Raw genomic sequence first — 21,434 nt, 5'->3', positions numbered from 1 at the left:
GAATACATTATTCTGCAACCTCAAAAAACAATCCCAATACATAAAGAACGAATCTTTAGTAAGCAATTAACATAAATCTCAAATAATATTGAGAGCCAAGTATATCTTGTTATTAATTGTTATGTAAATATACGTAATTATATGTGAATTCTATAATTATTTAACATATTTAGTGTCAACAGTTTATAAACAGCACTTATTAACAAAAGTTCATAAATGAAAAAAACCTTCTAAATAGAAGGCTTTTTGATCATTGTATATAAGTTGGAAACTATCTTCTAACTTCTTTAATTCTTGCTTTTTTACCAGTAAGACCTCTGAAGTAGAAAATTCTAGCTCTACGTACTTTACCACGTTTGTTAACTTCTACTTTTTGTAAAGCAGGTAAGTTTACTGGGAAGATACGCTCTACACCAACGGTACCAGACATTTTACGGATTGTAAACGTTTCAGAAGATCCGCTTCCTTTACGTTGTAATACAACACCTCTAAAGAACTGTGTACGAACTTTTTCACCTTCTCTAATTTCATAGTATACTGTGATTGTATCACCAGCACTAAATTCAGGAAAGTCTTTACGGGTTACAAATTCGTCTTGTACAAATTTTATTAAAGAACTCATTTTATTTTATTTATAATTGTTTGATCTAAAGCAACATTCACGATTCTCGCCAGAGGTTGGTCCAAATTGGTTTGCAAAAGTAATACTTTTTTAAATATACACAATACTCTTGGGTAAAAAATAGAAAAATTAGCGCTAAGCTTGTTGTTTAAAGCTCACCTTCTAATAAGTCTGGTCGTCTTTCTTTGGTGCGTTTGTAGGCCTGTTCTTCTCTCCATTTCTCTATTTTAGGAAAGTTGCCACTAAAGAGGACCTCAGGGACTTTCATACCATCGTATTCTCTAGGTTTGGTGTAGATAGGCGGTGCCAATAAATTATCTTGAAAAGAATCTGTTAATGCAGAGGTTTCGTTTCCAAGAACCCCAGGAATTAAGCGGATTACAGCATCGCATAAGACGGCTGCACCAAGTTCGCCACCAGATAAGACGTAGTCGCCTATAGAAATTTCTCTAGTGATAAAGCGATCGCGTACACGCTGATCTACACCTTTATAATGACCACAAAGAATAATGATGTTTTCTTTTAGTGAGGTTTGGTTGGCAATACTTTGGTTTAAAGTCTCTCCATCGGGGGTCATATAAATAAGCTCATCATAATGCCTTTCACTTTGTAATTTGGTAATACATTTCGCAATAGGCTCAATCGTCATAACCATACCAGCACCACCACCAAATTGGGTGTCATCTACAGATTTATAGCCGCCTGTAGCATAATCTCTTAAATTGTGAAAATGAACCTCTACTAAACCTGCTTCAATAGCTCGTTTTAAGATGGAAGCTTCAAAAGGACTTTTTAAAAGTTCTGGTAATACCGTGATAATATCTATGCGCATGACTTCATTTTATAAGGCTGCGAAGATATGTATAATTGATGTGATTTTTTAGCTATTGCAGCACTGAGGTGTAATTTTATGTTGGAAAAAAGGAATTTTAACCTTGGTGTATTAAGATTTAAGGAGTTGCTCTTTAATTCTCAATCCGAAATTTTTTACTTTATTCCAGTCGGTATAATCAATGGCAGTCTCAGATTTTGTGGGGCCATGGGTTAATTTCATGATGAATTGAATCATGATACGATCTAAAAAGGAATAGGACTTATAATCAAGTTGCCCTGCAAACACTTCAACACTATTGGGTACCCATTGGGTTTGTTTTAAAAAATTGATAAGGTAAGGGTTGGTCTCAGGACTGTTTTTGTCTTGATTACGTGCGACTAAATTCACGGAAAAAAAAGCTGTTTTAATTTGGTTTAAAGCGGTACGGTTTTGGGCTATAAATTTTAGAACCTTTTTATGGTGTTTGCCATAGCGGATACTCGCTCCAATAATCAAGGTATGAAAATCTGAAACCTGGGCATCAAAGTTATCTATGGAATAGAGGGCTGTGGGTATGTTTTCTTGGCTTAAAATGCGCTGTAAATGTTCACAAATCTTCTTCGTATGTCCATCTACTGAAGCATAAATAATTCCGATGTTAGGGGCTTCCATTTTTAAATACGGTATTTGTGAAAATCGTATTTAAAGTTAATCAATTTTGGGAATTTTAATGTGGGAAACCTTGAAAAAAAGTGATGTTATTTATCGCGGGAATCCATATGATAAATCGCCATAGTTTTAAAGTGTACAAGGCTAGAGAAAACAGGCTATACTAGCGCAGTCGTTCTAAGGGGAAACCATTTAGTACGCTTAAAAACAAAAAATCCGTAATGCAAGATTACGGATTTTAATGTGTAGTTAGTGTTATTAAGACTTATGCTTATTAAGCTCATCTTGTAATTGACGTCTTACTTTTTGTTCACGTTCTAGGGCGTTGCGTCGATGTTCTTCAAATTCAGTTTCTACCTCTCCAAGTTTAAATTTGGCTTCACGTGTTGCAGAATTACTGCCTTTAAACTTATAAATAAAGAAGAGGAGTAAAGCTAATAGGGCTCCAATGATACTCCACATTAAGGCTTTGTAACTTCCTTTATCGGTTTGAATACCAAATAGGGAGATGTTATCTTTTTCATCGTTTGTAGCATTCAATGTGGCTTCAGTACTTGATAAATTACTTTTTAAAGTTTCAATTTCTTCAGCTTGTCGGCTAACCACCGCTTGTGTATCAGTAAGATCTTTATGCACCGCTTTTAAAGAATCTAAGGTGTGTGCTTTTAAAGCATAAAGCCAAGTTTTTTTAACCGTTTTATATTCTTGCCAGCTATTAGAGCGTCGGATTACAAATTCAAATTGATTGTCGATACTACCCTCATTTAGAGATAGTTTATCTTCTTTATCGACATCTGTTTGGGCGCTTACAAATTGCAAACTTAATGTAACTGCAAGAACCACAGTGACTTTAGTTAAGAATTTCATCTTAGGTGTAATTTAGAGTTGTGTTAGATTTAAAAGTATGCCAAGATAATAATTTTATGAAGACTTCATAAAATTATTAGTAAACAAATAGCCTTACGGTGAGGTAAGGCTATTTATATACGAGACAAAATTTAGTTTAGATCTTAAAAGCTTTTAGAAGCCTAAATTTTTTGTTCGAAAACCCGCTAAGGGCTTCAGTCTCAGTTTCTTTTTTTGTTGAATAAAATTAATAATAGGTATAGCGTCTCACTTTAGAAACATACTTGGCTAACCGAATGACTTGCTGACTATAGCCATATTCATTGTCATACCATATATATAGGATGGCATTTTTTCCATCTTTTCTTACAATGGTTGCTTTACTATCGTATATAGAAGGGGCAGAGCTTCCAACAATATCGCTAGATACCAACTCATCACTCATTTCATATTTAATCTGTTCTACAAGATCTCCTTCTAGTGCATACTTTTTCATTACGGTATTGATATGCGTTACAGAAGCTTCATTCTCTAATTCCAAATTAAGTATTGCTAAAGATCCATTAGGAACAGGAACCCGTATAGCATTAGAGGTCAGTTTACCTTCTAAGGAAGGAAGTGCTTTGCTAACGGCTTTACCAGCTCCGGTCTCGGTAATAACCATATTTAAACTAGCAGCTCTTCCACGGCGGTACTTAGAATGAAAATTATCGACTAAGTTCTGATCATTGGTGTAAGCATGTATGGTTTCTAAATGTCCCGTTTTAATGCCGAAAGAATTTTCAATAGCTTTTAACACAGGGGTTATGGCATTTGTGGTACAAGATGCTGCAGAGAAGATTTTTACCTTATCAGGATTATGCTCTAAATGATTAACACCATGAACAATATTAGGGATGCCTCTACCTGGGGCTGTTAAAAGAACTTTATCTACACCTTTTGATTTTAAATGGCGACTTAAGGCTTCTTTATCTCTAAAGGCTCCAGTATTATCTATAATTAAAGCTTTATTTATACCATAAGCGGTGTAATCTATACTTTCAGGAGCATTGGCTGATATCATTTTTACCGTAGTTCCATTAATAATTAAGGCTGAATTTTCGGTATCTAAATTTACAATTCCAGAGAAATCCCCATGTACCGAATCGTTTCTTAATAAGGACGCTCGTTTTTCTAATACCGTTTCATTAATCTCTCCTCGCGTTACAATTGCTCTTAGTCTTAATTGGTTGCCTTTACCCGTTCTTGTCATTAATTCACGGGCCACTAAACGTCCAATTCTACCAAAACCATAGAGTACAACATCTTTAGGTTCTATATTTTTATTGTCTTTAGCGTTACCTAATTTTGAAGCTACAAATGCGGTCGCATTGGCGTATTTCTGATCTTCTAAATGAAATTCATAGGTAAGTTTACCAATATCTAACTTGGCAGGAGGTAAGTTTAAGGTACTAATGGCCTGAGCTATTTCTACAGAATCAAAAATAGAAATTGGCTTTTGAACAAATTTACCGGCGTACTCATGTAAGTTTAAAATTTCACTGACGTTTCTATCTATTAATTGGTTTCTAAACAATACCAATTCTATGGATTTATCATACCATAAATCGCTAACAATTCTAATAAATTCTACGGTGGCTTTTCGTCGATCAGCTTGAAATGCTAATTCTTTTTCATAAGTGGTATTAAATCCCATGTTTTCGTGGTTTAAGTGATTTAGATTTTGCGCAAAAATAACATATTTCAAACGTTTTCGTAGCCTGTTTGATGTAAAAATAAAACCCCTTCAGAAACGTAAATTCTGAAGGGGTTTTAGGTCGATATTTCTTCGCGTTTTATCTGAAATTATAAACGACTTTCTCTCCGTTTTTATTGATGACTTCAATTTGAAGCGGTTCGTTATAACGACGGGTTTTAATCGCGCTCTGTGCATCTTCAACCGTGTATAGTTTTTTACCGTTTATTTTGGTAATAATACTTCCCTCTTCCACACCACTTTTTATCCAGTTGGCTCTGTAGTTTTCATCTAATTCTGAAATTTTAACTCCATAATCCGATTTAAAACGCTTTAATTCCTTCTCTGTAGGATTCTTAATCAAACCAATAGTCGGGAGGGTATAACTCGTTGGCTTTAATAAGGTCACCGGTACTTCCTCTAAGTCGCCATCTCGCAATAATGTAACATTAACAACATCATCAGGGCTCTTGGTTTTTAAATATCCTGTTAAGTCTGAAAACTTATGAATCTCCACTTTATCAATTTTCTTAATAATATCACCAGATTTTATACCTGCTTTAGAAGCTCCGGTATCTTCTTGTACCTCACTAACATAAAAACCTTCGGTAATATCGGTCCCTAATTCTTCTGCAGCAGCACTATTTAGGGCACCACCCACAACGCCTAAAATTCCATTTTGTACATTACCATATTCCATAATATCATTCACAATCTTACGTGCAATATTACTAGGTACGGCAAAAGAATACCCTATATATGAACCTGTTTGCGATGAAATTGCGGTGTTGATCCCAATTAAATCTCCGTTGGTGTTCACTAAAGCACCTCCAGAGTTTCCAGGGTTTACAGCCGCATCGGTTTGAATGAATGATTGCATATGCTGTCCTGATAAATCTCTAGATTTCGCACTGATAATTCCCGCAGTTACGGTTGAGTTTAAATTAAAAGGATTACCAACGGCAAGAACCCATTCGCCAACCTTAGCATTATCAGAATCTCCAAAAGCCATAAAAGGTAAGTCTTCATCAGTCTCAATTTTTAATAAAGCGATATCCGTGGTTTCATCGGTTCCAATTAATTCAGCATTATAGACTTTATTATTATTTAAGGTGATGCTAATTTCATTGGCATTTTTAATCACATGGTTATTGGTCACAATATAACCTGTTGGCGAAATAACCACGCCGCTACCAGTACCAACTTGAGCACGTTGCGACTGACGTCCGAAAAACAAATCTTGCATAGTAGTCGGAGCAGAAACTACAGAGGTGTTTTTAACATGTACAACCGCATCTAAAGATTTTTCGGCCGCGTTTACGAAATTTGGGGCGCTACTAGCATTTGTATTTAAAGTATTCGTTGTATTGGTCGGGACAAATACAGGGAAATCGGAGCGCTGCTCAACCAAAAGATCTTGCCCGTTTTCTTCCACAAAAAGTTTGTATCCTCCTAATGTTAATAGACCACCTAATGCAGAAACAAACACCAATGTTATAATCTTCTTCATAATTTTTCAGATTTAAGTTTAACTATTTAATTATATTTCTAACGATTAAAATTAGAAATTTATTGATTTTGATTTTCATTTTAACGACTATTTAACGCCAAATTTAACGCCCTATTAACAGCTATTTTTACGGTCTAATATGCTTATATTTGTCACTTATTTTTACATATGACATTTTACAAATACCAAGGAACAGGAAACGATTTTGTAATCGTAGATAATCGCTTACAAATCATAGACAAAAATAATACCAAACAGATTGCACAGCTTTGTGATCGACGATTTGGCATTGGAGCAGACGGCTTTATTCTCTTAGAAAATGATGAGAATGTAGACTTTAAAATGGTTTATTATAATGCGGATGGTAATGAAAGCAGTATGTGTGGTAATGGCGGGCGTTGCATTGTGGCCTTTGCAAAATTCTTAGGCCTTATTGACAATGAAACAGAATTTATAGCTATTGACGGCCTACATAAAGCTAAGATTGAAAACGGTTTAGTGCATCTTCAAATGCAAGATGTTTCAGACGTTGAAACCTACGATACACATTTATTTTTAGATACAGGATCGCCACATCATGTAACCTTAGTGCCAGAATTAAAGGCGTTAGAAGTTAAAGCTACGGGAGCAGAAATTAGATATGGTGCCCCTTATTATGACGCCGGAACCAACGTTAATTTTGTAGATCAAATAGGTGATGATCATTTTACGGTAAGAACCTACGAGCGCGGTGTGGAAGATGAAACACTTTCTTGTGGTACGGGTGTCACAGCAGTGGCTTTAGCCATGCATCATAGTGGTAAAACCAAGGCACAAGAGGTGCGTTTAGAAACAGAAGGAGGACCTTTAAAAGTATCTTTTAAGGCAGATGCTGAAGGCTATAATGATATTTGGTTGGTTGGCCCTGCGCAACAAGTTTTTAAAGGCGAATTTCCATGGTAAGTCTTCAAGGAGAACGCATTTATTTAAGAGCTCTAGAGCCCGAAGATCTCGAGTTTGTGTATGCTATTGAAAATAATACAGAGCTATGGGCTTTAAGTGACACCCAAACGCCGTATTCTAGATTTTTAATTAAGCAATATTTAGAGCATGCTCAACAAGATATTTTTGAAGCCAAACAACTTCGTTTAGCCATATGTAATCTTAATGATGCTACAATTGGCTTAATTGATCTTTTTGATTTCGATATAAAAAATAAGCGTGCTGGGATTGGCATTTTAATTCAAGATGAAGACCAACGTCAGCAAGGCTATGGTAAGGAAGCCTTAAGTATGCTGGTTAACTATAGTTTTAAAACCTTACATCTGCATCAAGTTTATGCTAATATTTCAGAACATAATAAAGCCAGTCTAAAATTGTTTGAAAGCAACGGTTTTAAAATCATCGGACTAAAGAAAGACTGGAGTTTTGACGGCACAAAATACACAAACGAATACCTTTTACAACGCATTAACGATTAACTATGTATATTAAAAAAATTTTATGGGCTGTTGCTCTTATTGGTTTAGCCATTTTTGGTGCCTTTGCCTATTATATTTACAGCACCATGTTTTCTCCAAATACAAATTTTGAAAACAAAACAGCTTACATTTATGTGCCTACCAACGCTAAGTATTCTGAGGTAAGATCGCAGTTAGAACCTTTGCTTAAGGATATCGAGGCTTTTGATGCTTTAGCAAAACAGAAGAAATACATTTCTAATATTAAGGCAGGTCGTTTTGCAATTACCAAAGGAATGAATAATAATGATATTATAAATTCTATACGAAGTAGAAATCTTCCGGTGAAAGTAGCCTTTAACAATCAGCACCGTTTAAAAGATTTAGCAGGGCGTATAAGCATGCAGATTGAAGCGGATAGTTTAGCCTTGTATGCAGCGATGACGGATTCCACATTCTTATCTAAAAACGGATTTACTAAGGCTACGGCTTTAGGGATGTACTTGCCAAATAGTTATGAGTTTTTCTGGAATACCTCTGCTGAAACGTTTAGAGAGCGTATGCTTAAGGAATACTACCGTTTTTGGACGGAAGCCAGATTGGCTAAAGCTAAAAAGTTGAAGTTATCACCTAGTGAAGTGATCACTTTAGCCTCTATTGTTCATGAAGAATCAAAACAAGCTGATGAGCAACCTCGAGTTGCTGGGGTTTATTTAAACAGACTGCGTATTGGTATGCCTCTACAGGCCGATCCGACTTTAAAATTTGCAGCTTATCAATTGCCCGAATATGAAGATACAATTATTAGACGAGTATTAAATGTGCATAAAACCATTGACTCACCTTATAATACTTATAAAAACTTAGGTTTACCTCCAGGACTTATTGCTATGCCCGATTTGTCGGCTATAAAAGCGGTTTTAAATCCGGAATCTCATAATTACCTTTATTTTGTAGCGGATGCTCAGCGTTTAGGCTATCATAAATTTGCAAAATCTTTAGCACAGCACAATAGTTATGCAAGAGCATATCACCGTTATTTATCATCTCAAGGGATTAATAAATAAGGTGAAACGGTTTTTATGCTATAGCGTTTGCTTTTTAGGCTTTAGTGTTGGGCTTTATGCACAATCGAAATTCGATGCTTTTTTAACGCCTAGTGATTCCTTAAACATTTCTAGAAGGAATACCGTACTTATTACGGAATCTATAATGGCCACAAGTACGTTATTGGCGTTAAATGAATTGTGGTATGCTGATTATGAGCAATCCAATTTTAAAACCTTAGACGATAGTGGCGAGTGGTTGCAATTAGATAAAATGGGCCATATGTACTCGTCTTACCATATAGGTAGGTTAGGGGCACAGGCCTTAAAGTGGTCTGGTGTGTCAAAGCAAGAGCAACTTATGTATGGGGCAACTTTAGGTTTAGGTTTTCTTACCGCCGTTGAATTTATGGATGGTTTTTCGGAAGAATGGGGCTTTTCTTGGACAGATATGGCTGCCAATGCTGCCGGAACAGGTTTATATATAGGACAAGATTTACTGTGGAACGAGCAACGTTTGCTCTTAAAATATTCTTTTCATCAAACAAAATTTGCGGCACAGCGTCCAGATCAATTGGGAAATGGCGTAACGGAAGAATTTTTAAAAGACTATAATGGACAAACCTATTGGTTAAGTGCCAATATTAATTCGTTCATAAAAACAGAAGGGATTCCTAATTGGTTAAATGTGGCATTTGGTTACGGAGCCGATGGTATGTTAACGGGAGAAGCTCAAGATCCCTTATTTTTAAATCAGAATAGGCAACGACAATATTACCTTAGTTTGGATGTTGATTTAAGCCGAATTAAGACAAATTCTCACTTGCTCAAAACACTATTTGACGTTTTCAACCTTATTAAGATCCCGTTTCCTACCCTTCAATTAAATGGCGATGGTCGGATAAAGTGGCACTATATCTACTTTTAAGTTAAAAAATTAACACTTAAAGCATTGGTTTTCAGTATTTGAAAAAATGTTGTATATTTGCACGCGAATTTTGTGAAATGGTTCAAACAACCGTTTTACTATAATAATTTAGCTGTTATGATTAAAAATAGCGTAAAGAATATAGTATTACCATTTTCAATTTGTTTACTTATGGCTTTGGCCTTGTATCCAGATTCAGCTCTTAATCCAGACGTGTATTCCACAGAAGGATTGGAATTAGATTTTACAGTTTCTGAAGATTTAGCGATGGCAACGCCAGATCATAGCGTTAAATCTAATGTATTTACACCTTACTTAGGAAAATCCTTTGAAGGGTTTAAAGAAGCCTTAGCCTTTAAAGAATCTAGAGGTGATTATTTTACCGTAAATACTTTAGGGTACTTAGGTAAATATCAGTTTGGGGCAGAAACCTTAAAAGTATTAGGAATCTATAACCCTAATCAGTTTCTCTATAATCCAGAATTACAAGAAAAAGCATTTATTGCGAATGCGGAACGTAATAAGTGGGTTTTAAGAAACGATATTAAGCGTTTTGAAGGTAAAAATATTGCAGGTGTAAAAGTTACCGAGTCTGGTATTTTGGCAGCAGCACATTTAGCCGGACCAGGAAGTGTAAAGAAATTTTTACGCAGTTATGGCGGACAAAATTTCTCTGATGCTTATGGGGCTTCTGTAAAGTATTATATGAAGAAATTTTCAGGCTATGATACCTCAATGATTAAGCCCGATAAAAAAGCTAGAGTTACCCTTTAGACTTTAGAATCAAAATTAGAAAATGCTCTAAATTTTAAACGATGGTTTAAGGTTTAGAGCATTTTTATGTTGTAATGCATTGAGGTCTACTGTGTTTTTAGAGGCCGTCAAATATGCCTCCAATAAATTCGCCAATTCCTTCAAATAGTTCGTCAAAACTACTCCCGAAATCTAACCACGAAGCGTCAATATCGATATCAGAAATGGCTAACCAATCATCGGAGGTGGAAATGGCCAGTCCGCTTAACATTTCGGTTTTCATTTCAACATAATTGCAAACTTCTCCTGTAATTTTGTGATAAGCGTCAAAGTCCGTATGAGATGAGAAGGTGCACATAGCCCAACAATGCCAATCAATCCCATTTTTAGAATCATAATATTTAGATTTTTTTGAGGCTTTTTTGACGTCTTCTGGCTTATAATAGTTATGCTTTCCGTGTTCAGCGACTAGTAGCTTTCCAATAGTGGTGATATATTCCTTTTTATTGGGCGGTGCTGCAGGACATTGGGTGTTACTCTTTTTATTTTTCATTTAGTTGGTCAAAATATTTTTTCCGATAGAAGTCATTTACATCTCTTTTTATAGTGTCTCCTTTTGCTTTAAGGATATAATATTCAAAATCTGAATCCATTTCCTTATAAAGGGAGTCTCCAATAGTCAGTTTTTTGTATAAGGAAAAAGGTATTTTTTTTTCAAATTTATCATCAATGAGAATTGCTCTTGTACGTCCGTTATTATTATCAGGCAATAGGTTTGTTACTGTTCCTGCATAGGCGTTATTTCGGATTTTTTTATATTGTTTTTCAAGATAGCTTTTTGAATTATTTTGAAAAATAGATAACAAGATCAGTATAAGAAAAATTGGAATAAATACCATTGCAAGACTTTTTCGGATGGTCTTGTCTTGTTGTTCCAATTCATCTTTATTTTCCGTACTCATTCGTTGTTTTATTGATGATGTATGGGAAATAATTAGTTGCGTGGTTAAGCAACTAATTTAGCAAACAAATCACAGAGAGACAATGCTATTGAAATTTTCGTAGGTCGGTAATGAACTAAGCAATTAATTGTATATGGTGTTGTAGCCAGATTTCTACTTATATAAATTTATTCTAATGACGTTATCCTTGATGTCAAAAAATCCTATTTCTTTACCATATCCAATCTGAAAATTATTGACATAGTGATCTTTATCTGTAATTTTAATTCCAGTTTCGTAAGTATAAACTTTGTCGTCTAGTAGTTTCTTTATTTTAATAAATTTTGAATCTATTTGTTGCGTTAGATAAGTTCCGTCTTTGTTAGATGTTATAAAATAAAGTTTATCTTGATACGGAAAACTCACAAGTATTGTACCTCCTATATTTCTATATAATTCTTTAAGTCCGCTATCGGATTTCTTTTTAAAGAATTTGTCCTTTTCAGAATCATTTACTTTTAATTCAGTCAGTTCTTTTGGGTCATTAATTTCATATATCCCTGAAGACCCTGATAAATGAGCCAACGAAGTCGTTAAGTAAAATTTACTATTCGTTTTTATTAAAGAAGAAGGGCAAGTAGCTTTCGCAACAAAAACTCTATCAGTGTCTTTGTTTCTAAATTCAATTACACCACCAAATTCACCTCTGCAAGAATCTTTTACAATGTAGGTTTCATCTTCATAAAAATGTTCAGACTTTCGTTTGAAAGAACTATAATCAGTTTCAAAGTCCGACTTTTCATTTGTTGTAAATTCAAGTTTAAATAGATCCTTTTCTTGAGACGAGACAGGTTGAAAACAGAAAATTAAAATGAATATTAAACTTAATCTCATAGTGTTCCCAAATTCGCTACAACCTTTGTTGTTTACTTAGTTGCGTGGTTAAGTACGTAATTTAGCAAATAAAAACCGAATAGAACTGAGCGTAGCGCATTAGAAAAGTAAAATCTTTAGGATTTTGTAAGAAGAGGAGAACTAGCCATAAATTATTTATTGTGTTATGTGCTGGCTTTTAATCGTGCTTTTGTAGGCTTCCTTAAAAAGGGGAAGCCTACAATTCCAAATATCAGCTATTGACTCAAGTTTGTATGTTACTTCTGAATTTTAGAATTACACATAACAAAATACCATACACCACAATCAACGGAGTAAAAAACAGTATATATAGTCATTTGGGTTTTAAAGCGCCACGGACTTAGTCTTTTTGAATGATAAAGATGGCTGGGCGCTTATGGAAATCTTCCTTATTGTGTTTCCAATCCTTGGCGGCTTTGGTTTTTATAAACTCGGTAGGTAAGGTTAAATCGCAAGCCACACAAACCCGTGTATTAGGGTGTAGTATAGACACCAAATCCTCTAACATCTTCATGTTTCTATACGGTGTTTCAATAAATATTTGCGACTGGTTGTGTTCCGAAGATAAGCGCTCTAAGGTTTTTAATTTCGACTTACGTTCGCTTTTATCTATAGGGAGGTAGCCATTAAAGGTAAAGCTTTGGCCATTCATTCCAGATCCCATTAAGGCGAGTAGAATAGAGGAAGGGCCTACTAAGGGCATCACTCTTATATCCATTTCGTGCGCTAAACCAGCAATGTCTGCTCCCGGATCTGCAATAGCTGGACAGCCCGCTTCAGATAATAAGCCTATTGAAATACCTTCTAAACAAGGATTTAAAAACGTATTGCGTTCTTCTTCAGTGGTATATTTATTTAAGACTTGAAGCTTTAGATTGGGTTGCGATTTGCTCGGGGAAATACGCTTTATAAAACGACGTGCTGTTTTTTCGTTTTCAACAATATAATAATCGAGTTCCTCAACTATTTTTTTTATGGAAATAGGTAAGACCTCTAGAGGAGGGTTGTCTCCTAATCGCGTTGGAATAAGGTATAGGTTGCCTTTAGAATTGCTCATTAATATTTAATTAATTGGTGTAGGTTTTCTTGTCCGTTTTTAGTGCTAATTTTAATAATATAGATACCATTCGCTAAGAAAGAGATATCAATACTATTAGCGTTTAACTGCGGCACAGAAATGCTTTTTAAGTTTTGCCCTTGTAAATCATAAATCTGGATAACACTTAAAGCATTTAAAGACGCATGTGAGCCAAAGTTAATATTTATATTGTTTTGTGCAGGATTTGGATACACAGAAGTTTCAAAATAAGATAAATCGGAAAGGCCAAGCGCAGGATCTTTAAGTTTATAGATTAATCCGCCGTTAAGATCAGCAATATAAAGTTCGCCATTGAAGTCTTCTCCAAAAGCAGACCAGTTTCCAGAAAAGGCTTCTAAATGTCTTATCCATGTTTCGGTATTGTTGTCGTAAACAAGAGAACCAATTTCTTCACTGCAATAATCGGCAAAAAAATAAGCCCCTTGAAAATTTGGATAATTAGTACCTCGATAGACATAGCCTCCTGTGATAGAACATTTGGAAAGTCCGTCGTTAAAATGATTATAACCCCCAACAGGAAACGTGTAAGTTTCACTTTCACTGCAAGTCGTTGAGCTAAATAGGGTATTACCTTCATAACATTTCCAACCATAGTTAAGACCTAATGTCGCTTCGATTTCAGTGGCATAGTTTATTTCTTCATAATTACTTTGTCCCACATCGGCAATCCAAAGATCACCATTAAGACGGTCAAATGAAAATTTCCAAGGGTTCCTTAAGCCATAGGCCCAAATTTCAGGGCGTGCTTCTGAACTATTCACAAAAGGATTAGACGATGGAATACTGTAATTTTCGGAGGCGGTAAAGGTATCTACATCAATGCGCAACATTTTTCCTAATAAGCTTAATTTATTTTGCGCGTAATTTTGTGGATCGCCAGCAGAACCCCCATCTCCGGTAGAGATGTATAAATAGTTATCAGCACCAAAAGCCATTTCTCCGCCGTTGTGGTTGCTATAAGGCTGGGTTATAGTAAGGATTATTAATTCTGAATTTGGATCGGCTTGAAGCTCATTCTCTAAGCTTCGTGTGTAGCGCGCTATAACAGTGTTGCCGCTATTATTAATATAGTTGACGTAGATATAACCGTTGTTGGTGTAATTAGGATGAAAAGCCAAACCTAAAAGTCCTCTTTCGTTTCCTGAGTCAGAAACCTTAGCGTCTATATTTAAAAAGGGGGTGGCTTCTACAGTGCCATCGGTTTGCAGGACTTTAATATAACCATCGCGTTCGGCCACATAGAGACTTTCAGAGCCGTCCTGTTTTATATTAACAGGATTATTAAGCCCAGAGGCGAAGAGTTCTAATTCTAGGGTTTGTCCATAGAACGTTGTCCAGGTAAGCATTAAAAAGCAGAGCAATAAATTAGAAGTTTTCATCTTAATGGAATTAAGGTTCTCTACTAATTTACAAAAAAGTGAGGTAAAAACTGCTTATCTATAAGGAAATCAATTCTTTAGAAAGTATTTTAGAGGTGTCGTTAATTAAATTGAACACATATTCAAAATCCGTTTCATCACCGTAATACGGGTCTGGAACATTTTTATTTTGAATGCTGCTATTGGCCTCTAAAAATAGTTTTACTTTATGTTGGTCGGTGGTATTACGAGCTAATTTTAGGATGTCGTGGTAATTAGCATCATCCATAGCATAGATGATATCAAAGGTATCGAAATCCGAAACTTGAAACTGACGGGCACGTTGTCCACTAATATCAATATGGTGTTTACGAGCTACAGCAATAGAGCGTTTGTCTGGAGATTTACCAATATGGTAAGCTGCAGTACCTGAATAATCTACATAAAATAGATCTTCAGGTAATTGCGCTTGCATTATGCCATGTGCTAACGGTGAACGGCAAATATTACCTAAGCACACCATTAAGATACGTGTCATAATAATTAGGTTTAAAGGGCTAGTTTTTTAGACAAGTCCTCTACGTATTTTCTAAATTGTTTGTCTGTAGAAGAGAGGTTGTCAACAGTTTTACAGGCGTGTAATACTGTGGCATGATCACGTTGTCCTATTTGAGAACCAATACTTGCTAAGGACGCTTTAGTATATTTTTTTGCAAAAAACATAGCTAATTGACGTGCCTGAACAATATGACGTTTTCTTGTTTTAGACTGTAGCGTATTAACATCCATTTGGAAGTAATCTGAAACTACTTTCTGAATGTAATCGATAGAGACTTCACGTTTAGTATTTTTAACAAACTTCTCTACGATATCTTTCGCTAAGTTTATTGTAATCTCTTTTCTGTTGAAAGATGATTGCGCTATTAACGAAATTATAGCACCTTCAAGTTCTCTAACATTACTTTTTATATGTTTTGCAACATAATCAATAATGTCATCTGGCATTTCAACACCATCTCTATAAAGTTTGTTCTTTAATATAGAGACTCTAGTTTCAAAGTCTGGTGTTTGCAATTCAGCAGAAAGTCCCCACTTAAAACGCGATAATAAACGTTGTTCAATATCTTGCATATCTACAGGAGCCTTGTCACTTGTTAAAATAACTTGCTTCCCGTTTTGATGCAGGTGATTAAAAATATGAAAGAATACATCTTGAGTACCTGTTTTACCAGATAAGAATTGCACATCATCAATGATCAGTACATCGATAATTTGATAGAAATGAATAAAGTCATTTCTATTGTTTTTCTTAACAGAGTCTATATACTGTTGCGTAAATTTTTCAGCAGAAATATAGAGTACTGTTTTCTCAGGATATTTGTCTTTAATGTCTACCCCAATGGCATGCGCTAAGTGTGTTTTTCCTAGACCAACACCTCCAAAAATAAGAAGCGGGTTAAAAGAGGTTCCACCAGGTTTATTGGCTACAGCAATTCCTGCATTTCTAGCCAATCGGTTAGAGTCTCCTTCTAAGAAATTTTCAAAACTATAGCTCGGGTTAAGCTGCGATTCAATCTTAACATTTCTAATTCCAGGAATTATAAATGGATTTTTAAGCTCAGGGCTTTTGTTATTGAATGGCACATCTACATCTTGAGATTTTAAGGCTGATCTATTAGCACTTGGTATCTTCTCTGTAAATGGTTGTTTATTCCCGTAGGTATTCTCCATTTTGATCACATAGACCAATTTGGCATCTTCGCCTAGCTCTTTATGTAATGATACTTTTAAAATCTTTACATAATGTTCTTCTAACCACTCGTAGAAGAATTTACTTGGGACTTGAATACTCAATGCATTACCAGAAAGTTTGACAGCATCTATAGGTTCAAACCAAGTTTTATAGGCTTGCGGTTGTATATTATCTTTTATAAAAGCGAGACAATTACTCCATACAGATTGCGCTGTGATCCCCATTCGTTAACTTAAGTTTTTTATTGATAAATTAGATTAGTAAAAAAAAAGAGAAATGATTTCTCTTGTAGTTTTCAACAGGGCAAATATGTGAACAAAATTCTTAAAAAAAAAATCTAATTTCGTCGAATCTTTAGAATTTTTTTCCCATGTTTAAAAAACATTTTAAATGTACAAAATTATACTTATTAAAGCTAAAATATATGGATTATAATGAAACTAAATTAAAAGTACGTTACGGCGAAACAGATCAAATGGGAGTGGTCTATCATGCCAATTATGCGGCCTATTTTGAAGTGGGAAGAACCGAGTGGTTACGCGAGTTTGGCCTTAGTTATAAAGGTATGGAGGATGATGGAATTATGCTGCCTGTTGTTTCATTATCTATAAATTACAAGAATTCTGCACGCTATGATGATGTTCTTACGGTGAAGACCATGCTTAAAAAAATGCCCACTGCATCGATAGAATTTTTCTACGAAATCTATAACGAATCTGACGTCTTATTAGTCACCGGAAACACCGTTTTGGCTTTTGTAGATATGGAACGAAATCGACCAACACGATGTCCAAAATATCTCTTAGAAAAACTTGAAAATTACACCTTATAAAGTCTTAATTTCAACACCAAAAAAATGTGAAAAAAGTTCAAATATTTTTTCACTGTGATTTTTTCTAACTGATATTTCTAATAAACAATCAAGTTCTAAAATTTGATTGGTGATTTGCACGTCATTTTCTTTTAAAATACGCATCACTTTGCTCATGTTTTTATACTCAAATTGGAGTTGATAAGAGGAGTTAATGGTGCGTTCTACAATTTCGCACGCTTCTAAAGTTAATTGCGCACTTGTTCTATAAGCATTAATTAAACCGCCAACACCAAGTTTTACACCGCCATAATACCGCACAACGATAATTAGTGTATTGGTGACTTCAAAGGATTGGAGTTGCCCATAAATTGGCATTCCAGCAGAATTGTTGGGTTCGCCATCGTCATTAGCTCTATAATGAAGGGTTTCTATGCCGATTTGGTAGGCGTAGCACCAATGCCTAGCCGCATAGTGTTCCTTTTTTATGGCTTCTAAATGCGTTTTAACATGGTCTTCATGAGTAACAGGAAAAGCAAAGCCATAAAACTTACTGTTTTTATCCTTAAATAATTCACCTTGAGCCGGTGCTTTTATGGTTTTGTATAAATCGTTTTCCATTATGCTAAAGTAACTAATAAGATGGCTATTAAGGCTAGGACTATACCTATCCAGTTTTTTATTGAAATTTGTTCTTTAAAGAAAAGGAGCCCTATTATAGTAGAGAGTGCTAATATCGCAATATGGTTTACTGTAAATAGGGTAGAGCTTTCTGTGTTTTCTACGCGTAAGGCCATTAACAAAAAGTGAATGGAGCCATAATTTACAATCCCTAAGGTAACCCCAAAAGGGATAGCTTTAAGTGTAAGGCTATTTTTTGGTTTTAAGGCTCTAAAACTTAGAAGCAAAACGCCGATTAGGGCTGCCATGGCGAATATCGTTGCTGAAAACAGCGGGATTTGATCATCTGGCGCAAAATAATTGATTGAGGTATCTATAGTTCCAGATCCAAAAAACAAAATCAAGGGCAAATAGATAGACTGTTTTAAGACGACGTTTCCTTTTTCTTTAAGGGAAGTGAGAAAGACCGCGACTAAAGCGATAAGAATCCCTATAATTTTTTGCGCTCCAATACTTTCATTAAAAACAATTATACCAAAAATAATAGGGATAATCACACTCATTTTACTCGACACTGAGGCTACAGATAATCCATTTTTTTGAGCCGTTAACGCCATAACATTAAAGATGGCTATAAACAAGAACCCGAGCATTATAGCCGCGATAAACCAACTAGATTGTACAATCTCAGATGGATTTACCTCGCCATCATAATATAGCACCCCACAAAAGAAAGCTATAAAATAATTTACAACGATAACTTGAAGTGTATCTATATTAAATTTCTTTAAGAGCTTAAAAAGCACAAAAATGGCTGTAGAGGATAGGATGCTTATAAGTAAGTAAATCAAAAGAGGTCCTTTTTAGTTTCAAAAAGTGTGACAACATCTTCTTGGGTTTCATCAATATTCCAGGTATGAAAACCGAGGCGTTCCGCCGTATCTGTATTCGCTTTAGTATCGTCTATAAAAAGACATTCTTCGGCTATCAGATTGTTTTCCTTTAGAACAAATTCAAAAATATCGGCATTAGGTTTTCTAAATTGAATTTCTTGCGATAAATAAAAGACATCAAAGCAATTTTTAAAGGCTTTAAAAAATGGTACACTAGCTTTTACAGCATCAATATGTAAGTGATTGGTATTGCTTAACAAAATCAGCTTATATTGCTTTTGTTGTGCTAAATTCTGAATAAACTCTAAACGATGTTCCGGAAAATCTTTAAGGATAGAATTCCATACCTCTACAAGTTTTTGTTCATCTAAATGCGGAAACCTTGTTTTATAAAACTGTATAAATGCTTCGGTAGACATTTTTCCCATTTCATAGCATTCATTGGTTGCGTTTATTTCTGCATCTAAGGCTTTAAGTTGAAAAACGTTTAAAGCATTTTGTAAAGCGCCTTGTTTATCTAGGTTGATAAAGACATCGCCAAAATCGAAAATTAGTGTTTTAATCATAAGTAGTTTCCCTTTAATATACGGGGTGTTAATTGTGTTAATTGGTTATTTAGATTTTGGTTTGAAAATCTTTAGCGTATCGTCTAAAATAGACTGTTCTGAAACTAAAAGCCCGTTGAGCTTAGGCGCTTTTACACCTTCATTAAATTGCGACGGTCCTATAAAGACTCTGGCTTTGTCCCAAAGGTTTTCGTCTATAAAGGTTTGTAGCGTTTGAGCGCCACCTTCAATAATGACAGAATTTATATTACGCTGGTATAAAACCGCACAGATTTGTTTCGCAATGTCCTGTTTTAAGCTCCAATCTATAGAGACGTTAGACGGTAATGCATCTTCAAGCTCATGGTTTGCACCTCCAATAACAAGGGTTTCTGCGTCGGTATTAAAAATGTTAGCTTCAGGAGCTAATTTAAAATCTTTATCTAAAACAATTCTAATGGGGTTGGCTCCGGACCAATCTCTAACGGTTAAGCTAGGATTGTCTTCTATCACGGTTTGTGTCCCTACTAAAATGGCTTGCTCTTCGGCACGCCATTTATGCACAAGCTGACGAGAGTACTTATTTGTAATCCAAACTGGTTTCTGTTCGTTTCGTGATTTAGGCGCTATAAAGCCATCCTGTGTTTCGGCCCATTTTAAAATAATATAAGGCCGTTGTTTTTGATGGATGCTAAAAAAACGCTTGTGGTGTTCCTTGCATTCCGCTTCTAAAACACCCACGGTGACATGGCAACCTGCAGCTTTTAGGCTTGCAATGCCTTTTCCGGCCACTTCCGGATTATCATCCACACAACCAATAACGACATTTGGAATTTTACGGGCTATAATTAAATCGCTACAAGGTGGTGTTTTTCCAAAATGGCTACAAGGTTCTAAGGTGACGTAAATCGTACTTTTTTCTAAAAGTGAAGGGTCTTTTACGGCGTTAATTGCGTTTACTTCGGCATGGTTGCCTCCATAAGCACTGGTAAATCCTTCACTAATAATCTGGTCTTTGTAAACAATAACAGCACCTACCATAGGGTTGGGCCTCGTACTGCCTAAGCCATTTTTAGCAATTTGTAAGCAACGTTTAATGTAAGTGTCGTGAGAAGTCAATCTTAAAATTTTATTTTTACATCTTGAATTTCATCTAACGTATAGGTAGAGGAGTAACCCAAAATTTTATATTTAATAGCGCCTTTATAATGCAGTTGTAAGCTTTGAGTGAGTAGGCTTCCAAGGAGACTGCCCAAATTTTTATCGTTCATTATGCTTTCGGTGGCCACCTTTACGGTTAGCGGAATGGTGAATTTTTCTTTTCTTGGCACATCAAATTCATCAGAAATAACCGAAGCTAATTCTAAATCATTAAGGTAGACTTTTAGGTCGTCCGTTTTTAAGGTGCCACCAACATCATTCTTATTTAAAAATAGGGCTTCCGCTCTAATGGTGATCTGTTTAGAATTAGAGTCAATGACTTCAATGTTCTCTAACCTAACAAATTCGGGCTTTTTAGTGAAAGAACAACTGACCAATAGTGTAAAAAATAGGGAAAACATTAAGACTCTTTTCAGCATAAAATTCTTTTTATATGTATCTTTCTCGCCGAAAATAATTCAGCCTTAAAAATTAAAGTTTAGTGCGTAAAGATACTATTGTTATTCGAGAAATTGAAGCGAAGGATAATCCTAAGATTGCCAAAGCCATTCGGAGTGTTTTAATAGAAATGGGCGTGCCTAAAGTAGGGACAGCTTATGAAGATGCGGCTTTAGATTGTATGACGGAAACTTATAATGAGGCCAATAAAGCTTATTTTGTGGTGGCACATAACGATGAGATTATTGGTGGAGCCGGAATAGCACCTTTAGAAAACTATGAAGGAAAGGTATGCGAATTACAAAAAATGTATTTTATGCCTGAGGCGAGAGGCAAAGGACTAGGGAGCCAAATGATGGAAACATGTCTCAATTTTGCAAAACAAGCAGGGTTTGAGCAGTGTTACTTAGAAACCTTACCTTATATGGAGGACGCGAGGAAACTTTATAAGAAAGTCGGTTTTAAACCGTTAGAAAAACCAATGGGGAACACCGGACATTATTCATGTACCGTATGGATGTTAAAAGCGTTGTAAAG

General features: G+C 35.3%; 25 protein-coding genes. 7 read left to right on the top strand and 18 right to left on the bottom strand.

The genetic code is table 11. From position 1 onward, the window contains the following. Nucleotides 1-271: 271 nt before the first annotated feature. The 6 genes from rplS to DFQ08_RS13180 all read right to left on the bottom strand — a co-directional run bounded on the left by rplS (nucleotide 272) and on the right by DFQ08_RS13180 (nucleotide 6,196). Nucleotides 272-622, bottom strand: a complete 351-nt coding sequence (gene rplS / locus DFQ08_RS13205) for a 50S ribosomal protein L19 (RefSeq protein ID WP_114310487.1) — start codon at nucleotides 620-622, stop codon at nucleotides 272-274. A gap of 148 nt (nucleotides 623-770) precedes the next feature. Continuing rightward, on the bottom strand, nucleotides 771-1,454 hold the full coding sequence (gene trmD, locus DFQ08_RS13200) for a tRNA (guanosine(37)-N1)-methyltransferase TrmD (protein ID WP_114310486.1): 684 nt from the start codon (nucleotides 1,452-1,454) through the stop codon (nucleotides 771-773). Nucleotides 1,455-1,565: 111 nt separating this feature from the next. Then, nucleotides 1,566-2,108, bottom strand: coding sequence for a menaquinone-dependent protoporphyrinogen IX dehydrogenase (hemG, locus tag DFQ08_RS13195; protein ID WP_114310485.1), 543 nt, complete (start codon nucleotides 2,106-2,108; stop codon nucleotides 1,566-1,568). A 255-nt stretch (nucleotides 2,109-2,363) separates the two neighbouring features. Beyond that, on the bottom strand, nucleotides 2,364-2,972 hold the full coding sequence (locus tag DFQ08_RS13190) for a tRNA (guanine-N1)-methyltransferase (protein WP_114310484.1): 609 nt from the start codon (nucleotides 2,970-2,972) through the stop codon (nucleotides 2,364-2,366). 226 nt (nucleotides 2,973-3,198) lie between these two features. Continuing rightward, the gene (locus DFQ08_RS13185) at nucleotides 3,199-4,647 is read right to left on the bottom strand and encodes a glyceraldehyde-3-phosphate dehydrogenase (RefSeq protein WP_114310483.1); all 1,449 of its coding nucleotides are present in this window, start codon (nucleotides 4,645-4,647) and stop codon (nucleotides 3,199-3,201) included. Between the two features lie 139 nt (nucleotides 4,648-4,786). Then, complete coding sequence (locus DFQ08_RS13180) at nucleotides 4,787-6,196, bottom strand: trypsin-like peptidase domain-containing protein (RefSeq protein WP_114310482.1); 1,410 nt, start codon at nucleotides 6,194-6,196, stop codon at nucleotides 4,787-4,789. Nucleotides 6,197-6,364: 168 nt separating this feature from the next. Here DFQ08_RS13180 and dapF point away from each other — a divergent pair, with 168 nt between their 5' ends. The 5 genes from dapF (at nucleotide 6,365) to DFQ08_RS13155 (ending at nucleotide 10,383) form a co-directional block, all read left to right on the top strand. Then, nucleotides 6,365-7,138: a diaminopimelate epimerase gene (gene dapF / locus DFQ08_RS13175; protein WP_114310481.1), complete on the top strand. Its 774-nt coding sequence runs from the start codon at nucleotides 6,365-6,367 to the stop codon at nucleotides 7,136-7,138. After that, complete coding sequence (locus tag DFQ08_RS13170) at nucleotides 7,132-7,656, top strand: GNAT family N-acetyltransferase (protein ID WP_114310480.1); 525 nt, start codon at nucleotides 7,132-7,134, stop codon at nucleotides 7,654-7,656. The genes dapF and DFQ08_RS13170 overlap by 7 nt, the downstream gene beginning before the upstream one ends. Nucleotides 7,657-7,658: 2 nt before the next feature. Next, on the top strand, nucleotides 7,659-8,702 hold the full coding sequence (gene mltG, locus DFQ08_RS13165; protein ID WP_114310479.1) for an endolytic transglycosylase MltG: 1,044 nt from the start codon (nucleotides 7,659-7,661) through the stop codon (nucleotides 8,700-8,702). Further along, nucleotides 8,653-9,609, top strand: coding sequence for a DUF2279 domain-containing protein (locus DFQ08_RS13160; RefSeq protein WP_114310478.1), 957 nt, complete (start codon nucleotides 8,653-8,655; stop codon nucleotides 9,607-9,609). Before mltG ends, DFQ08_RS13160 begins: the two co-directional genes overlap by 50 nt. A gap of 117 nt (nucleotides 9,610-9,726) precedes the next feature. Next, entirely contained in the window at nucleotides 9,727-10,383 is a 657-nt protein-coding gene (locus tag DFQ08_RS13155) for a peptidoglycan-binding protein LysM (protein ID WP_114310477.1), read from the top strand. 97 nt (nucleotides 10,384-10,480) lie between these two features. On the opposite strand, the gene DFQ08_RS13150 is transcribed toward DFQ08_RS13155, so the two are convergent. From DFQ08_RS13150 to dnaA, 7 genes are all read right to left on the bottom strand, one after another. Continuing rightward, nucleotides 10,481-10,915, bottom strand: a complete 435-nt coding sequence (locus DFQ08_RS13150; RefSeq protein ID WP_114310476.1) for a hypothetical protein — start codon at nucleotides 10,913-10,915, stop codon at nucleotides 10,481-10,483. Further along, nucleotides 10,905-11,324 carry a hypothetical protein gene (locus tag DFQ08_RS13145; protein ID WP_114310475.1) on the bottom strand — a complete coding sequence of 140 codons (420 nt, stop codon included), beginning with the start codon at nucleotides 11,322-11,324 and terminating at the stop codon, nucleotides 10,905-10,907. The genes DFQ08_RS13150 and DFQ08_RS13145 overlap by 11 nt, the downstream gene beginning before the upstream one ends. Before the next feature lie 153 nt (nucleotides 11,325-11,477). Then, nucleotides 11,478-12,197, bottom strand: coding sequence for a hypothetical protein (locus DFQ08_RS13140; protein WP_114310474.1), 720 nt, complete (start codon nucleotides 12,195-12,197; stop codon nucleotides 11,478-11,480). A 361-nt stretch (nucleotides 12,198-12,558) separates the two neighbouring features. After that, entirely contained in the window at nucleotides 12,559-13,275 is a 717-nt protein-coding gene (locus DFQ08_RS13135; RefSeq protein ID WP_114310473.1) for an SAM-dependent methyltransferase, read from the bottom strand. Next, a complete protein-coding gene (locus DFQ08_RS13130; protein ID WP_114310472.1) occupies nucleotides 13,275-14,696 on the bottom strand; it encodes a PQQ-dependent sugar dehydrogenase in 1,422 nt (473 codons plus the stop codon). The genes DFQ08_RS13135 and DFQ08_RS13130 overlap by 1 nt, the downstream gene beginning before the upstream one ends. A gap of 58 nt (nucleotides 14,697-14,754) precedes the next feature. Next, entirely contained in the window at nucleotides 14,755-15,213 is a 459-nt protein-coding gene (locus tag DFQ08_RS13125; RefSeq protein WP_114310471.1) for a low molecular weight protein-tyrosine-phosphatase, read from the bottom strand. An 11-nt stretch (nucleotides 15,214-15,224) separates the two neighbouring features. Then, nucleotides 15,225-16,652 carry a chromosomal replication initiator protein DnaA gene (gene dnaA / locus DFQ08_RS13120; RefSeq protein ID WP_114310470.1) on the bottom strand — a complete coding sequence of 476 codons (1,428 nt, stop codon included), beginning with the start codon at nucleotides 16,650-16,652 and terminating at the stop codon, nucleotides 15,225-15,227. Between the two features lie 200 nt (nucleotides 16,653-16,852). Between dnaA and DFQ08_RS13115 the strand changes: the two genes are divergently transcribed. Further along, nucleotides 16,853-17,260 carry an acyl-CoA thioesterase gene (locus tag DFQ08_RS13115; RefSeq protein WP_114310521.1) on the top strand — a complete coding sequence of 136 codons (408 nt, stop codon included), beginning with the start codon at nucleotides 16,853-16,855 and terminating at the stop codon, nucleotides 17,258-17,260. On the opposite strand, the gene DFQ08_RS13110 is transcribed toward DFQ08_RS13115, so the two are convergent. The 5 genes from DFQ08_RS13110 to DFQ08_RS13090 are packed head-to-tail and all read right to left on the bottom strand — an operon-like array spanning nucleotide 17,255 to nucleotide 20,878. Further along, complete coding sequence (locus DFQ08_RS13110; RefSeq protein WP_114310469.1) at nucleotides 17,255-17,860, bottom strand: IMPACT family protein; 606 nt, start codon at nucleotides 17,858-17,860, stop codon at nucleotides 17,255-17,257. The genes DFQ08_RS13115 and DFQ08_RS13110 overlap by 6 nt on opposite strands. After that, entirely contained in the window at nucleotides 17,860-18,711 is an 852-nt protein-coding gene (locus tag DFQ08_RS13105) for an EamA family transporter (RefSeq protein ID WP_114310468.1), read from the bottom strand. The genes DFQ08_RS13110 and DFQ08_RS13105 overlap by 1 nt, the downstream gene beginning before the upstream one ends. Continuing rightward, complete coding sequence (locus DFQ08_RS13100) at nucleotides 18,708-19,319, bottom strand: HAD family hydrolase (protein WP_114310467.1); 612 nt, start codon at nucleotides 19,317-19,319, stop codon at nucleotides 18,708-18,710. The genes DFQ08_RS13105 and DFQ08_RS13100 overlap by 4 nt, the downstream gene beginning before the upstream one ends. Before the next feature lie 45 nt (nucleotides 19,320-19,364). Continuing rightward, nucleotides 19,365-20,417, bottom strand: coding sequence for a bifunctional diaminohydroxyphosphoribosylaminopyrimidine deaminase/5-amino-6-(5-phosphoribosylamino)uracil reductase RibD (gene ribD / locus DFQ08_RS13095; RefSeq protein ID WP_114310466.1), 1,053 nt, complete (start codon nucleotides 20,415-20,417; stop codon nucleotides 19,365-19,367). Nucleotides 20,418-20,419: 2 nt separating this feature from the next. Continuing rightward, entirely contained in the window at nucleotides 20,420-20,878 is a 459-nt protein-coding gene (locus DFQ08_RS13090) for an LEA type 2 family protein (protein ID WP_114310465.1), read from the bottom strand. Nucleotides 20,879-20,940: 62 nt separating this feature from the next. Here DFQ08_RS13090 and DFQ08_RS13085 point away from each other — a divergent pair, with 62 nt between their 5' ends. Continuing rightward, a complete protein-coding gene (locus DFQ08_RS13085; protein ID WP_114310464.1) occupies nucleotides 20,941-21,432 on the top strand; it encodes a GNAT family N-acetyltransferase in 492 nt (163 codons plus the stop codon). The last annotated feature ends 2 nt before the right edge of the window (nucleotides 21,433-21,434 follow it).

Source organism: Winogradskyella arenosi (genome assembly GCF_003337305.1).
Classification (GTDB): Bacteria; Bacteroidota; Bacteroidia; order Flavobacteriales; family Flavobacteriaceae; genus Winogradskyella; species Winogradskyella arenosi.
This window is presented reverse-complemented; position numbering and strand designations above follow the sequence as displayed.

Excerpts from the sequence above, each read along its gene's own strand:
- rplS (WP_114310487.1), bottom strand. The coding sequence starts at position 622 with ATGAGTTCTTTAATAAAATTTGTACAAGACGAATTTGTAACCCGTAAA.
- trmD (WP_114310486.1), bottom strand. The coding sequence starts at position 1,454 with ATGCGCATAGATATTATCACGGTATTACCAGAACTTTTAAAAAGTCCT.
- hemG (WP_114310485.1), bottom strand. The coding sequence starts at position 2,108 with ATGGAAGCCCCTAACATCGGAATTATTTATGCTTCAGTAGATGGACAT.
- DFQ08_RS13190 (WP_114310484.1), bottom strand. The coding sequence starts at position 2,972 with ATGAAATTCTTAACTAAAGTCACTGTGGTTCTTGCAGTTACATTAAGT.
- DFQ08_RS13185 (WP_114310483.1), bottom strand. The coding sequence starts at position 4,647 with ATGGGATTTAATACCACTTATGAAAAAGAATTAGCATTTCAAGCTGAT.
- DFQ08_RS13180 (WP_114310482.1), bottom strand. The coding sequence starts at position 6,196 with ATGAAGAAGATTATAACATTGGTGTTTGTTTCTGCATTAGGTGGTCTA.
- dapF (WP_114310481.1), top strand. The coding sequence starts at position 6,365 with ATGACATTTTACAAATACCAAGGAACAGGAAACGATTTTGTAATCGTA.
- DFQ08_RS13170 (WP_114310480.1), top strand. The coding sequence starts at position 7,132 with ATGGTAAGTCTTCAAGGAGAACGCATTTATTTAAGAGCTCTAGAGCCC.
- mltG (WP_114310479.1), top strand. The coding sequence starts at position 7,659 with ATGTATATTAAAAAAATTTTATGGGCTGTTGCTCTTATTGGTTTAGCC.
- DFQ08_RS13160 (WP_114310478.1), top strand. The coding sequence starts at position 8,653 with ATGCAAGAGCATATCACCGTTATTTATCATCTCAAGGGATTAATAAAT.
- DFQ08_RS13155 (WP_114310477.1), top strand. The coding sequence starts at position 9,727 with ATGATTAAAAATAGCGTAAAGAATATAGTATTACCATTTTCAATTTGT.
- DFQ08_RS13150 (WP_114310476.1), bottom strand. The coding sequence starts at position 10,915 with ATGAAAAATAAAAAGAGTAACACCCAATGTCCTGCAGCACCGCCCAAT.
- DFQ08_RS13145 (WP_114310475.1), bottom strand. The coding sequence starts at position 11,324 with ATGAGTACGGAAAATAAAGATGAATTGGAACAACAAGACAAGACCATC.
- DFQ08_RS13140 (WP_114310474.1), bottom strand. The coding sequence starts at position 12,197 with ATGAGATTAAGTTTAATATTCATTTTAATTTTCTGTTTTCAACCTGTC.
- DFQ08_RS13135 (WP_114310473.1), bottom strand. The coding sequence starts at position 13,275 with ATGAGCAATTCTAAAGGCAACCTATACCTTATTCCAACGCGATTAGGA.
- DFQ08_RS13130 (WP_114310472.1), bottom strand. The coding sequence starts at position 14,696 with ATGAAAACTTCTAATTTATTGCTCTGCTTTTTAATGCTTACCTGGACA.
- DFQ08_RS13125 (WP_114310471.1), bottom strand. The coding sequence starts at position 15,213 with ATGACACGTATCTTAATGGTGTGCTTAGGTAATATTTGCCGTTCACCG.
- dnaA (WP_114310470.1), bottom strand. The coding sequence starts at position 16,652 with ATGGGGATCACAGCGCAATCTGTATGGAGTAATTGTCTCGCTTTTATA.
- DFQ08_RS13115 (WP_114310521.1), top strand. The coding sequence starts at position 16,853 with ATGGATTATAATGAAACTAAATTAAAAGTACGTTACGGCGAAACAGAT.
- DFQ08_RS13110 (WP_114310469.1), bottom strand. The coding sequence starts at position 17,860 with ATGGAAAACGATTTATACAAAACCATAAAAGCACCGGCTCAAGGTGAA.
- DFQ08_RS13100 (WP_114310467.1), bottom strand. The coding sequence starts at position 19,319 with ATGATTAAAACACTAATTTTCGATTTTGGCGATGTCTTTATCAACCTA.
- DFQ08_RS13090 (WP_114310465.1), bottom strand. The coding sequence starts at position 20,878 with ATGCTGAAAAGAGTCTTAATGTTTTCCCTATTTTTTACACTATTGGTC.